15 protein-coding genes and 1 pseudogene are annotated in these 12,736 nt (G+C 64.0%); 9 read left to right on the top strand and 7 right to left on the bottom strand.

The window, feature by feature from the left end:
• Positions 1-191 (top strand): annotated as a pseudogene (locus tag ACK5JE_RS09770) (integrase); the annotation flags it as partial.
• A gap of 81 nt (positions 192-272) precedes the next feature.
• Here the strand turns inward: ACK5JE_RS09770 and ACK5JE_RS09765 are convergent.
• On the bottom strand, positions 273-422 hold the full coding sequence (locus ACK5JE_RS09765) for a hypothetical protein (RefSeq protein ID WP_416801520.1): 150 nt from the start codon (positions 420-422) through the stop codon (positions 273-275).
• Positions 423-1,154: 732 nt separating this feature from the next.
• On the opposite strand from ACK5JE_RS09765, the gene ACK5JE_RS09760 reads away from it, so the two are divergent.
• The 8 genes from ACK5JE_RS09760 to ACK5JE_RS09725 all read left to right on the top strand — a co-directional run bounded on the left by ACK5JE_RS09760 (position 1,155) and on the right by ACK5JE_RS09725 (position 9,118).
• Entirely contained in the window at positions 1,155-1,916 is a 762-nt protein-coding gene (locus ACK5JE_RS09760) for a M48 family metalloprotease (RefSeq protein WP_416801516.1), read from the top strand.
• A 251-nt stretch (positions 1,917-2,167) separates the two neighbouring features.
• Entirely contained in the window at positions 2,168-2,953 is a 786-nt protein-coding gene (locus ACK5JE_RS09755) for an SDR family NAD(P)-dependent oxidoreductase (protein WP_416801515.1), read from the top strand.
• Between the two features lie 68 nt (positions 2,954-3,021).
• A complete protein-coding gene (locus tag ACK5JE_RS09750; RefSeq protein WP_416801514.1) occupies positions 3,022-3,849 on the top strand; it encodes an energy transducer TonB in 828 nt (275 codons plus the stop codon).
• Between the two features lie 9 nt (positions 3,850-3,858).
• Positions 3,859-4,803: a MotA/TolQ/ExbB proton channel family protein gene (locus ACK5JE_RS09745; RefSeq protein WP_416801513.1), complete on the top strand. Its 945-nt coding sequence runs from the start codon at positions 3,859-3,861 to the stop codon at positions 4,801-4,803.
• A gap of 1 nt (position 4,804) precedes the next feature.
• Entirely contained in the window at positions 4,805-5,365 is a 561-nt protein-coding gene (locus tag ACK5JE_RS09740) for an ExbD/TolR family protein (protein ID WP_416801512.1), read from the top strand.
• A gap of 82 nt (positions 5,366-5,447) precedes the next feature.
• Positions 5,448-6,122: a response regulator gene (locus ACK5JE_RS09735; protein WP_416801511.1), complete on the top strand. Its 675-nt coding sequence runs from the start codon at positions 5,448-5,450 to the stop codon at positions 6,120-6,122.
• Positions 6,123-6,162: 40 nt separating this feature from the next.
• Positions 6,163-7,236: a sensor histidine kinase gene (locus ACK5JE_RS09730; RefSeq protein WP_416801519.1), complete on the top strand. Its 1,074-nt coding sequence runs from the start codon at positions 6,163-6,165 to the stop codon at positions 7,234-7,236.
• 7 nt (positions 7,237-7,243) lie between these two features.
• On the top strand, positions 7,244-9,118 hold the full coding sequence (locus tag ACK5JE_RS09725) for a potassium transporter Kup (protein WP_416801510.1): 1,875 nt from the start codon (positions 7,244-7,246) through the stop codon (positions 9,116-9,118).
• Here ACK5JE_RS09725 and ACK5JE_RS09720 read toward each other — a convergent pair whose 3' ends face one another.
• The 6 genes from ACK5JE_RS09720 to ACK5JE_RS09695 form a co-directional block, all read right to left on the bottom strand.
• Positions 9,119-9,520 carry a hypothetical protein gene (locus ACK5JE_RS09720; protein ID WP_416801509.1) on the bottom strand — a complete coding sequence of 134 codons (402 nt, stop codon included), beginning with the start codon at positions 9,518-9,520 and terminating at the stop codon, positions 9,119-9,121.
• A 138-nt stretch (positions 9,521-9,658) separates the two neighbouring features.
• Positions 9,659-9,982 carry a monovalent cation/H(+) antiporter subunit G gene (mnhG, locus tag ACK5JE_RS09715; RefSeq protein ID WP_416801508.1) on the bottom strand — a complete coding sequence of 108 codons (324 nt, stop codon included), beginning with the start codon at positions 9,980-9,982 and terminating at the stop codon, positions 9,659-9,661.
• A complete protein-coding gene (locus tag ACK5JE_RS09710) occupies positions 9,979-10,266 on the bottom strand; it encodes a K+/H+ antiporter subunit F (RefSeq protein ID WP_416801507.1) in 288 nt (95 codons plus the stop codon). Before ACK5JE_RS09710 ends, mnhG begins: the two co-directional genes overlap by 4 nt.
• The gene (locus tag ACK5JE_RS09705; RefSeq protein ID WP_416801506.1) at positions 10,263-10,751 is read right to left on the bottom strand and encodes a Na+/H+ antiporter subunit E; all 489 of its coding nucleotides are present in this window, start codon (positions 10,749-10,751) and stop codon (positions 10,263-10,265) included. Before ACK5JE_RS09705 ends, ACK5JE_RS09710 begins: the two co-directional genes overlap by 4 nt.
• On the bottom strand, positions 10,748-12,397 hold the full coding sequence (locus ACK5JE_RS09700) for a monovalent cation/H+ antiporter subunit D (RefSeq protein WP_416801505.1): 1,650 nt from the start codon (positions 12,395-12,397) through the stop codon (positions 10,748-10,750). The genes ACK5JE_RS09705 and ACK5JE_RS09700 overlap by 4 nt, the downstream gene beginning before the upstream one ends.
• The gene (locus ACK5JE_RS09695; RefSeq protein ID WP_416801518.1) at positions 12,394-12,735 is read right to left on the bottom strand and encodes a Na+/H+ antiporter subunit C; all 342 of its coding nucleotides are present in this window, start codon (positions 12,733-12,735) and stop codon (positions 12,394-12,396) included. The genes ACK5JE_RS09700 and ACK5JE_RS09695 overlap by 4 nt, the downstream gene beginning before the upstream one ends.
• Position 12,736: the final 1 nt, after the last annotated feature.

The following is a 12,736-nucleotide window of genomic DNA, read 5'->3' as shown; positions in this document are numbered from 1 at the left end:
TGCGAACTCCGCTGGAGAAGCTGCACAGCCTGCCGGCGCGCGCCCGGGGGCTCAAGCCCGGTATCACCCTACAGAGCCTGCTCATCGAGGCGCGGGCCATGAGTGATAATGAAGCCGCCGAGCAGCTGCAAAAGGCCCGCTCGGCGCTGTTTGCAACCATCCATCGACGATCCGCCGACAAGGCCGCCTGAACCGCCAGTTCTCCGCAAGTTCAGACTCATCTGTGTTTTGGAAAAGACTGTGCTGGCCCTGTCCAATATCTGATGGGTCGATTACTTCCGCACGTAGCTCTTTCTGCCGCTATCCGAATGGCAGTACGTCCCGCCTCGCGGCCCGGTGCAAAATGTTCCGCTCCGGCAGTCGCATCGAGTCGCCGATCTTTTGGGTGCGATCTTTACCGACGGTTTCGGCCTGCCTGGCATATTGCAGATCTTCTTGCTGCCGCTGATGGAGCCGTCGTTGCATACGAACTTGTCACCGGCGCAGTGCGAGATTCCCCCTTTCCTGCCTGAACAGGGTTTGTTCGCAGCAAGGGACGGTTGGGAGAGGGCGAGACGATGGCGAGCAGGACGACGCGCAGGCTCATGCAAAGGTTGTCGGTACCGCGGTTGCGATTGATTTCCGTATGTTTGGTTCATCAGAAGCAGGCATCATAAGATGTTTTGTGACTCGCGGGGGTAAATCCACTCGCAGGGGCAAAGTACCTTGTCACTTTTCTGTTTTGAAAAATCCGGTTCAGTCCGATGTCTTCCGATATCTAAAAGCAAAAACCCGCATGGCATTCGGTCTTGCGGAGTTTTGTTTTCAGCCGTGTTTTTTATTCCTGCGGTATTCCATTCGAAGAAACTGCCGCCACGCGATCACGCCATGAAACCGCCCTTGTGAAGTCGTCGTCCCGGTGTTGCGCGCGGCGGATTTGATTGCTGTGCGTCAAGCAATCCCGGGAGCGGATTTTAATGATCATTAACGAAACATAGATCTGCATACATGCGATTGCATTTGGCGACTCAATTGCATTCTATTTATCATCTCGAGTCGTTACAATCCGCCGGTGTATTCCACGCTTGGTTTTTCGTTCGAAGCAGGAGCTTGGTGGGAGACACTTTACTCAATATACCCACAACGTAAAGTCGTAAAGTGAAAAGGGAAATGTGATGAAGAGCAAAATCAGTTTGATGTGCACGGCGCTGGTGGCCAGCCTGACATTGGCGGGTTGCGGCAACCTGGACCCCAACGGTCTGTTGTCGGCCGGCTCCGATATGGCCAAGGCGGCCAATCTGTCCGATGCCGACATTGTTCAACTGTCGGATGCTGCCTGCAAGCAAAGCGATAAGGAGTCAAAAGTGGCTTCGGCTGGCAGCAAGTACTCGAAGCGCCTGGCAAAGGTGATGCGTGGCTTCGGCAAAATGACCCTCAATGGTCAGAGGATCAAGTACAAGGCCTACCTCACTCAGGACGTGAATGCCTGGGCCATGGGCAATGGCTGCGTGCGGGTCTACAGCGGCCTGATGGACATGATGAACGACGATGAGTTGCGCGGCGTGCTCGGTCATGAAATGGGCCACGTGGCGCTGGGCCACACCAAGAAGGCCATGCAATTGGCCTATGCCACGAGCGCTGCCCGTCAGGCCGCCAGCGCCGCCGGCAACAGCATGGTTTCGGCGTTGAGCTCTTCGGAACTGGGCGATCTGACCGAGAAATTCATCAATGCGCAGTTCTCGCAATCGCAGGAAAGCGACGCGGATGATTACTCGTTCGATCTGCTGACCCAGAAGAAGATGAACCGCAAGGGCCTGGTTACCGCCTTCCAGAAACTGGCCGAGCTCGACGGTGGCAAGAGCAGCATGTTCAGCTCCCATCCCTCGTCGCCGGATCGTGCCGCGCGCATGCAAGCGCGTCTGGACGCCAATAAATAAGCAGCCGTCGCATGCTGTCGCGCCATCGGGGGCTCAGGTGTTGAGCGCCTGACGGTGTTGTCCAGGGCCCGGTTTCGCATGATGCGGAACCGGGCCCGATTCATTCTGGCGCGGACTCGACGGTCGTCGTCCGATTGAATCCCCGTCCGTACGACACCGGCGGAGTATCCTCGCCGGGATGGACCAAGTACCATCATGAGCTTGGAGCCCGGTCCGAAGACCGGCCTGCACGTTGAGCATCCAGAGGATTTATGAACGATTCCATCTCCCCCCGGGCCGACCGGCAACCCATCGCCCTCGTGACCGGGGCTTCCGCGGGCTTCGGCCATGCGATTTGCGCGCGCTTGTTGCGTGACGGCTATCGGGTGATCGCCGCTTCGCGCCGGACCGAACCCTTGCAGGCACTGCGGCGTCAGCATGGTGAGGCGTTGCTGTCGGTATCGCTGGATGTCCGGGACGAGTCGGCAATTGCCACCATGAAACAGTCGCTGCCCGACAACTGGCGCGACGTCGATATCCTGGTCAATAACGCCGGTCTGGCGCTGGGCAAGGAAAAGGCCCAAGAGGCCGATTTTGAGGACTGGCGCACGATGATCGACACGAACGTCACCGGTCTGGCGCTGATGACGCATGCTTTTTTGCCAGGCATGGTCGACAGAAAGCGCGGGCTGGTGATCAACATCGGTTCTGTGGCGGGCAAATATCCCTATCCCGGCGGCAATGTCTATGGCGCCACCAAGGCCTTCGTGGCGCAATTCAGCCGCAATCTGCGCGCCGACCTGGCGGGCACGGGGGTGCGGGTGACGGATGTGCAGCCCGGCCTGGCGGGGGAGACCGAGTTTTCTCTCGTTCGCTACAAGGGTGATCAGACACGGGCGGCGGCCATGTATGACGGAGCGCATCCGCTGCGCCCGGAGGACATCGCGGAAACCGTTGCCTGGGTGGCGTCTTTGCCGCCGCACGTCAACGTCAATGCGATCGAGGTGATGCCGACATCGCAGTCGTTTACGGCGTTGACGGTGACGCGGGATCATTGAACTTTATTGAGAACCGTTATCATTCCTGCTAAGATCGCTTTTTTGCTGCTTTCGCTGTTCGCTGGCACATGTCCACCGGTTCTCCCTCGCGTTTTTCTTCGCTGAACATCATCGCTGCCAGCACGGCCCTGGGCTTGCATGCGGCTGTGCTGGCCATGGTGCTCTCGGCGCCGGTGGTCAATGTCGCTCAGGGACAGCCCGAGGCGCTCGATGTGCAGTTTGTCGAGTTGGGGCCCGCGAGTGAGCCCGAGTCTCTCGCGGCCGCGCAGCCCGAGCCCTCCGTCGAACCGCCGCCAGAGCCTGAGCCGGTCATCGAGCCCGAACCGGAGCCGGTCGTCGAACCGGAACCGGAGCCCGTGGTCGAGCCTGAGCCGGAACCCGAGCCCGAGCCAGTCGTCGAGACGCCGGAGCCCGAGTCCATCACCGAGCCGCCGCCGCCGCCAAAGCCAAAGCCGAAACCGAAACCAAAGCCCCGGACCAAGCCCGTTCCCAAGCCTCAGGCCAAACCGCAGCCGTCCGCGCCGCCGGTGAGCAGGAAGGCGCAGGAGACTGCGGTGGGCGGCGCGCCCCAGGCGTCGAAGGCGCGGGGTGAGCCGGTGCCCGAGGATCCGGACCGTCCCCGCACCGTGGGGCAGGTGGATTATCTGGGCAAGCGGCCCAGCCCGGTCTATCCCCGCATCTCGCAGCGTCGGGGCGAGCAGGGACGGGTCGTGCTGCGCGTTCTGATTTCGCCATTGGGCAAGGTGGCCAATGTGTCGGTGCGCACGTCTTCCGGACATTCACGTCTGGACGAGGCGGCCGTGGCGGCCATGCACACGGCGCGGTTCCGTCCCTATACGGAGAACGGAATCGCCTACAAGGCGCTGGTGGACATTCCTTTTGATTTTGTCTTATAGGACTGAAGCATGATGCTTGAACTGATCGGGGGTGCGGCGTTGACGCTGGCCCAGGCTGTGGGGCCGGATACCGTCCAGGCGGCTGCGCACGCGGCGCCGGCCGTATCGGCAGCGGCCGCAGAAGCAACGACGATGGCCGCTTCCGGCGCGGCAGCCGCGGCCGGGGCCACGATGGGCGCGGCCACCGAGGTGGCAATGACCGCCGGCGCCGTGGATGCGGGCGGGCAGGGGATGCTGCATTTCATCAGCCAGAGCGACGCCGTGGGCAAGTCCCTGTTCGCCTTCCTGGTGCTGATGTCCCTGACGAGCTGGTATCTGATCCTGGCCAAATGGCTGACGCATTGGCGCATTCGCCGCCGGTCGCGCAAATTCCTCTCGGAATTCTGGGCGGCCAGTTCCCTGGATCAGGTGGAAAACGAGATCTCGACGCATGGGGCGGAAGAGCCTTTTGCCCATCTGGCCAGCCATGCGATCCATGCCCAGCGGCACCATACCAAATACGGCGCGCTCAAACTCGAGGAAAGCGGTTCCACGGCGGCTTTTGTCACGCGCACCATCCGGAAGGTCATCGACGAGGAAACCGCGCGTCTGGAAAACGGCCTGACGTGCCTGGCGTCCGTGGGGTCGACCGCGCCGTTCGTGGGCCTGTTCGGGACGGTCTGGGGGGTGTATCACGCGTTGTTGAGCATCAGCATGACGGATGGCGTGACCATCAACCGTATCGCCGGGCCCGTGGGCGAGGCCTTGATCATGACCGGCCTGGGCCTGGCCGTCGCCATTCCTGCGGTGCTGGGCTACAACGCGTTCGTGCGTATCAATCGCGTCTATCTGGCGCAACTGGATGCTTTTGCGCATGACCTGTTCACCTTCCTGACGACTGGTCAGCAGGTGACCGAGGCAAATCATGAGCGCAGTGGCCGGCCCGTCAGTCTGGCCAGCCAGCGAGGAGTCTGACATGGCATTTGGCAGCTTCGATTCCAAGGGGCCGGGCTCCACCATGTCCGAGATCAACATGGTGCCGTTGATCGATGTGATGCTGGTGCTGTTGGTGATCTTCATCATCACGGCGCCTTTGCTCAGTCACTCGATCCGTATCAATGTGCCTCAGGTCACGGCGCAACCGGTGGAGCAGAAGCCCGTGGTGATCGATCTGGCCATCGATCCGTCCGGGGCCTTGTTCTGGAACGACCAGCCCATCTCCGAGGCGGACCTGCCCGCGCTGTTCGCCAGCGAGGCTGGGGCGGATCCCCAGCCTGAAGTGCGCATTCGCGCCGATGTCGAAACCCGTTACGGCTTGCTGGCGCAGGTCATGGGGGCGGCCCGGCAGGCAGGCATGAAACGTCTGGGCTTTGTCACCACGCCGGGACAAGCGGCGCCGGGCGCCGCCGCGTCCCCCTCGTCGCAGGCGACCGCCACCGCATCGCCGGCCACCACCGCATCCCCGGGGGCCGCCGCATCCCCCGCATCTGGCGCGACCGCCGCCAGGGACGCCGCCCCGGTGTCGCCTGCCCGGTGAGGCCGGTCAGGTATTTGACAGCTATGTAACATAGCGCGCAGGTGGTGACGCGACGTGACTGCTTCAGGCTAGAATCAGCGTCATGAGAGTACTGGTCATTGAAGACGACGCCACCCTTGGCCACGCCCTGCAGGAGTTTCTGGGGGGGCAGGGCTATGCCGTCGACTGGCTGCAGTCCGGCGATCGCGTCGAAGGCGCCCTTGCCGGACAGATCTACGATCTGCTGCTGCTGGATTTGAACCTTCCCGGACTGGGCGGCCTGGAGGTTCTGCGGCGATTGCGCGATGGCGGTTCACAGGTGCCGGTGCTGATCCTGACGGCGCGTGACGGTCTGGACGACCGGGTCGCGGGGCTCGACGCCGGCGCGGATGATTACGTCACCAAACCTTTCGAATTGCCCGAATTGGCCGCACGGGTTCGCGCGCTCGCCCGACGACGCACGGGGCAGGCTCAGACCATTCTGGAATGCGGCCCTTTGTCCTTCGACACGGTGGGCCGTCAGATCCGGGTCGACGGCAAGCGGCTGGCGCTGTCGGTGCGCGAGCTGTCCGTCCTTGAAATGCTGATGGCGCGGCCTGGCCGGGTGGTGACCAAACAGCAGATCGTCAATTCCCTGTCCGCCTGGGATGCCGATTTCAGCGAAAACGCAGTCGAAGTCTATGTCTACCGTCTGCGCAAGCGGCTCGACGGGACTGGAACCAGCATTCAGACCGTGCGCGGTTTCGGCTACCTGCTCGATATCGATCGTGCCGCCTGAGTCCGCCACCGGTCCGGGTGCCGACCGCGATGCACCGGGTCTGGTCGAGCGCCTCGTCCCCAGGGATTCGCTCGCCCGCCGTCTGGTGCGCCGGCTGCTGCCGGCTTTTTTCATTCTGGTGTCCATCGACCTGCTGGCGACCTGGTACATGACGGGGGGCATCCGTCCGCAGCCTTGGCTGTTGCGTGATCTGTTCTGGATCATGATGCTGACCCAGGCGCTGCTGGTGGCTTTGTTCGTCTGGGTGCTGATTTCCGGGATCCGCTCCGAACTGGCTTCCATCAACCGGCTGGCCGACGACATCCGCCAGCGTTCCATCGAGGATCTGCAACCGCTCGATCTGGCCGGCTTGCCCAGCGAGGTCGCTCCGCTGGTTCTGCATTTCAACGATCTGCTCCTGCGCCTGGATGATTCGGTTCAGGCGCAGCGTCGCTTCATCGGCCATGCGGCGCACCAGTTGCGCACCCCGCTGGCTGGCCTGAAAGTCGAATCCGAGCTCATGCTGGCGCAGGATCTTTCCGAGGACATCCGCATGCGCGCCGGCCGCATCAAGTCCGTGACGGATCACATGATCCGGATGGGGCAGCAACTGCTGGTGCTGGCGCGTGCCGAGCACGCCGCCCGGCCTCAGGACAGCTTCGTGCGCCTGGATCTGTGCGAATGGATGCGTCAGGCCGGCGCGGAATGGCTGGGGCGCGCGCGCGACCGGTCCATCGATCTGCAATTGGTGGCGCCTGGTGAAGCGGTCTGGGTGGACGGCGATCCGGTACTGCTGGGAGAGCTCCTGGGCAATCTGATCGACAATGCCTTGCGCTATGGCCTGGGCGCGCGCCAGATCGTGCTGCGCGTCATGTCCAATCCGCCTTCGTTTTCCGTCGAGGATGACGGCGCCGGCATCCGGGCCGAGGATCTGGATCGTGTTTTCGAAGCTTTCTACCGGGCGGCCGATGCGCGCCAGGCCGGTTCCGGCCTGGGGCTGGCGATCGTGCGCGAAATCGCGCATGCGCACGGCGCCTGGTGGAAGATCGCCAGCCGGCCCGCGTTTTCCGGTACCCGGGTCACCCTTGTTTTTCCCGGCCCCCGGCTGGGCGCCTGCCTGACGCGGGCTGAATAGTCATGGTATGAGCATGCAAAAAGAAAATTCACAGACGACCCTGCTGATCGGTGCGCTGGGTGTCGTTTATGGGGATATCGGCACCAGTCCGCTGTATACGGTCAAGGTCGCGCTGTCGGGCCTCGGCCGCCCGGACGTCGAGCACATCCTCGGAACGCTTTCGCTGCTGTTCTGGATGCTGATTCTGGTGGTGACGCTGAAGTACGTGATCTGCATTCTGCGCGCCGATAACCGGGGCGAGGGCGGGACGCTGGCGCTGATGGAGCTGGCGTTGCGTGGCCGGACCGGCAAGACGCGCTGGCGTCTGGCCCTGTTGGGATTGATCGGCGCCAGCCTGTTCTATGGCGACAGCATGATCACCCCCGCGATCTCCGTCCTGTCCGCGGTCGAGGGCATCGGCGTCGTGTCGCACCGGCTGGATGCCTGGGTGGTGCCGATTTCGGTGGTCGTACTGCTGGCGCTGTTCATGTTCCAGTCTCGCGGGACCGGCGCCGTGGGCAAGCTCTTCGGCCCCGTGATGCTGTGCTGGTTTCTGGTGCTGGGCGGGTTGGGGGCCTGGCGGATCATCGGCCAGCCCCAGATCCTGGAGGCGTTCAATCCGCTCTGGGCGCTGCGCTTCATCGATGATGCGCCCTGGGAAACCTTCCTGGCGCTGGGCGCGCTGGTGCTGGCCTTGACCGGGGCCGAGGCGCTGTACGCCGACATGGGGCATTTCGGCGGCCCGATCATTCGTCGCGCCTGGTTCTGCCTGGTGCTGCCGGGGCTGGTGCTGTGCTATTTTGGTCAAGGGGCCTTGCTGCTTGGAGATCCCGAGGCGATTCGCAACCCCTTCTTCCTGCTTGCGCCGACGTGGGGCCTGATCCCGCTGGTGGCGCTGGCCACGTTGGCGACGGTGATTGCCTCTCAGTCGGTGATCTCGGGCGCGTTTTCCGTGACGCGCCAGGCCGTGCAACTGGGGTATTGGCCGCGCATGGTGATCCAGCACACCTCGGCGCGCGAAGAGGGGCAGATCTATCTGCCGCGCGTCAATTGGTTGCTGCTGCTGGCCGTGCTGATCCTGACGCTGTCTTTCGGCTCCTCGGAGAGTCTGGCGCATGCCTATGGTTTTGCCGTTACCGGCACGATGTTGATGACATCCTTGCTGGCCTTTGCCGTCTTGCCCCGGGGTTCGCACGGTGTATGTCGCGTGGCCTGGCTGGTCCTGATTTCTGTCTTTCTGGCGACCGACGTGCTGCTGTTTTCCTCCAATACGCTCAAGCTGCATGAAGGCGGCTGGCTGCCGCTGGTGGTGGGGCTGTGTCTGCTGACGTTGATGGTGACCTGGAAGCAGGGGCGCCAACGGGTTCATGACACGCTGGCAGGCGATCACCAGCCGCTGGCCAGTTTCATGGAGTCCCTGGAGGCGTACCCCCCGACCCGCGTGCCGGGGACGGCCGTGTTCATGAGCATGATCGTCGGCACCGTGCCGCCCGCGCTGCTGCACAATTTGAAACACAATAAGGTGCTGCATGAGCAGGCATTGTTCCTGACGATCGAGGTCGCCGATGTGCCTTATGTGCCTTTTGGCGAGCGGCTGAAGATCGAGCGGGTCAGCCGCAGTGCCTGGCAGGCCGTGGCGCGCTGGGGATTCAAGCAGGAGCCCAATGTGCCCCAGGTCGTGGAGCAGATCGGCCAGGAAATCCAGGACTTGAATCTGGAGCCCATGCAGACTTCGTATTTCCTGTCGCGCCAGACCGTGATCGTGGTGCGCCGGCTGCCCTGGCATCAGAGCTGGCGGCGGCATCTGTTCGCCTTCATGGCGCGCAATGCCAGCCGCAGCACCCGGTTCTACAAGATTCCGCCCAACCGTGTGGTGGAAATGGGCATGCAGATGGAGCTCTGATCAGGAGCCGCCGGCGGGCGCGGGAATCGGGATCGTGGTTTCGCGCAGCATGCCGCCGGACTGAACCGAGCCCGTGGTGCGTGTGGCGGGCTGATCCATCAGAGAGAGGCAGTCCTGGCGCTGGCCGGCAGGCAGCTTTTCGCATCGCTCGGTGCGGTTGCTTTCGCGCGCCTGCGCCGACGGTTGGGCCAGGGCGCCCTGGCTGCTGGCCTGACTGGCCGCACCCGCCTCTTTCAGACAGGCCTGGACGTCGATCCCCGGTGTATTGTGGCAGCGTGCCACGTCCTTCTGGTACTGGGTCTGGGCACCCTCGGCCTGCACGCCCGGGGCGAACAGGGCTGCGCAGCCCAGACTGATGGCCAGCAATGCGGTGTGCCGTGTCGCGTGCTTGTTTCGACGCATGATGAACACTCCTTGCGGGTGGATCCCGGGCGATTCCCGACCCGGTTCCGGGACTTGCTTGCCGCGCGGGCGCAGAGAGGAGGCCCGCACGAACATACATTCAGTGTACGGTTTTCCCCTAGCGTCGAGGTAACCAGATCATTCAGGTTTATATGATCGGGCGCGCTGGCGCCGGCGGGCACTTTGCATCAGCAGAATGGCGGTCACCGGCGCGGTCATGAACAGGAAAAGGCAGATCAGCCACTCGTGGACGATGGGGCGGTGCTGCTGCAGGCTGGCGACCACCGTGGCCGCCAGGACCACGCAGAAAACGCCCATCGTCATACCCATGGTCGGGGCATGCATGCGTTCGTAAAAGTCGCGCAGGCGCAGCAGGCCCAGGGAACCTGTCAGGGTCACGAGGCCGGCCAGGACGAGCAGCAGGGACACCGGCACGGCGGCCCACAGGGGCAGTGCGCTCATGGTTCGATCACCTCGCCGCGCAACAGGAACTTGGCCAGGGCCGCCGAGCCGACGAAACCGAACAGCGCGATCAGCAAGGCCACATCGAAATACAGGCTGGCCTCGACGCGCAGGCCGAGCACCAGCAGGATCAGCATGCCGTTGACGTAGATGGTGTCCAGCGCCAGGACGCGGTCTTCAGCCACCGGCCCCCGGATCAGGCGGATCACGGCGCAGACCAGTCCCAGGGTGAAGCACAGCAGGGCGAAGCCGCCGGCCCAGTACAGCAGAATCGTGGCACTCATTCGAAGATCTCCATCAGGGGACGCTCGTAGCGGTCCTGGATGATGCGGGTCAGGTGTTGCGGGTCGCGCATGTCCAGCACATGCAGGGTCAGCACATTGCGTTCGGGGTCGTGGCCGGTCCAGACCGTGCCGGGGGTGAATGTGACGATACAGGCCAGGGTCGCGAGGCCATGCGGATCGCGGATGCGCAGCGGGATGTCCAGAAATCCTGAGGGCGTGCCGGCCCGGGGGGCGCGCAGGATGAACCGTCCGACATCGAGGTTCGAGCGCACGATGTCGATGGCCACATGGCCGGCCAGGCGCAGCGCGACCAGGGGATGCGACAGGCGCGCGCGCGTGGGGCGCAGGACCGGCGCCAGCAATGCGAGGGTCAGCGCGATTGCCGCGCCCAGGGCGAGATGACCCGCCGACAGACTGTCGTTGAGCACCAGCCAGAGGATCAGCAACAGGCCGGCCAGGGGCAGGGATTGCAGCAGACGCTTCATGGCGGATCTCCGTCGGCTGCGATCGAAGCGGGGAAATGGTGCGGATTCTGGCCCAGCACCGCCTCGACATAGCGGTTCGGCTCATTCAGATACCAGGCGGTGTCCTCCAGATAGGTCATCACCGCGCCGGCGCCGACCGTCATCAGGACGCAGGCGACCAGCAGCGCGAGGATGGGCATGATCTCGTTCAGCCGCAGGGTCGGAACGTGCAGATCCTCGGGCACCCAGAACAGACGCACACCGCAGCGCCCCAGGGCGATCAGGGCGGCGACGCCCGATATCAGCATGGCCGCCACGAGCAGCCAGACATTGACCGTGGGCGCGCCGTATTCGGCGGTGCGCAGCGCGGCCGACAGCAGGGAGAATTTCGCCACGAACCCCGACAGCGGCGGCAGGCCGATGATCAGCAGGGCGCAGGCGAAAAAGCTCAGGCCCAGGAACGCCATGGTGGCTGGCAGCGGCGCGCCGACAGCCTGGCCGCTCAGGTCGGCGGCATCCGGATCGTCGTTCTCGAAGGCCTCCTGGGTAATGGCCAGCACGTTGGCGCCGAACGACTGGCTGCGCTCGGTCAGCTCCAGCAACAGGAACAGCGCGCCCAGCGCCAGGACCGAACTGAGCAGGTAGTACAGGGCCGGGCCGGTCAGCGTGGCGCCGGGCATGCCCAGCGCGGCGAACAAGGTGCCCGAGGAAGTGATGATGGCGTAAGCGGCGATGCGCCGCGCCTGGGTACTTGCCAGCATGCCCAGGGTGCCGAAGGCCAGGGTGGCGATTCCGGCGGGAAACATCCAGGCTCCGCCGAAGGCCGCTGGTGCGCCCGCAGGCAGCAGCAGGGAACCGATGCGCAGCAGGGCATAGATGCCGACCTTGGTCATGATGGCGAACATCGAGGCCACAGGGGCGCCGGCCTCGGCGTAGGTATCCGACAGCCAGAAATTCAGCGGCCAGGCGGCGGCCTTGATCAGAAAGGCGACCCCCAGGATGGCGGCCGCGCTGTCGAACAGCTGCCGGTCCGCGCCTTGCAGGGTCAGCGCGCGCATCGACAGATCAGCCAGATTCAGTGTGCCGGTCAGGCCGTAGATGAGGGCGATGGCGACCAGCAGCAGAAAGGACGCGATCAGGTTGACGGCGATGTAATGCAGGGCGGCACCGACCCGGTGCTTGCCGGAGCCATGCAGCATCAGGCCGTAGGACGCGGTCAGCAGGATTTCGAAGAACACGAACAGGTTGAACAGGTCGCCCGATAGAAAAGCGCCGTTCAGTCCCATCATGATCAGCAGAAACAGGGGATGAAAGTGGCGGCCCACCCGGTCCCAGCGTGCTGTAGCGTAGGTCCAGGCGCATGCGCCCAGCACGGCGGTCAGGCCGAGCATCAGGGCGGCCAGCCGGTCGGCGACCAGCACGATGCCGAAAGGGGCAGGCCAGTTGCCCAGCAGGTACACTCCGATGTGGTCGGGCCAGCGCGGCGCGCCGATACCCTGCGTGGCGCGCACCAGCATCAGGGCGGTCAGCACCATCAGGCCCAGCGCGAGAGCGCCCAGGGCGACGCGGATCCAGCGCTGATGGTCGCGGGTGAGCAGCATCAGCGCCCCCACGAGCAGCGGGATCAGGACCGGCAGAACCGGCAGGTGTTGCAGCCAGAAATTCATGGGTGGTGTTCCTCGCCGTCCACGTGGTCGGTGCCATGCATCCCGCGCGAGGCCAGCAGCACGACCAGAAACAGCGCCGTCGTGGCGAAACCGATGACGATGGCGGTCAGCACCAGGGCCTGAGGCAAAGGGTCGGTATAGAGCGTCGGATCGGTCCAGGAGGGATCGATGACCGGCGGTGCGTCCACCCGGAGCCGGCCCATGGCGAAGATGAACAGGTTGACCGCATAGCCCAGCAGCATCAGGCCCATGATGAATTGAAAGGTACGGGGCCGCAGCAGCAGCCAGACGCCCGAACCTGCGAGGACGCCGATGGCCAGCGACAGAATCCATTCCATT

The organism is Castellaniella sp., from assembly GCF_047971665.1.
Lineage (GTDB): Bacteria > Pseudomonadota > Gammaproteobacteria > Burkholderiales > Burkholderiaceae_B > Castellaniella.
Note: the sequence above shows the minus strand (reverse complement) of the source record. Positions and strands in the feature narration are given on the sequence as shown.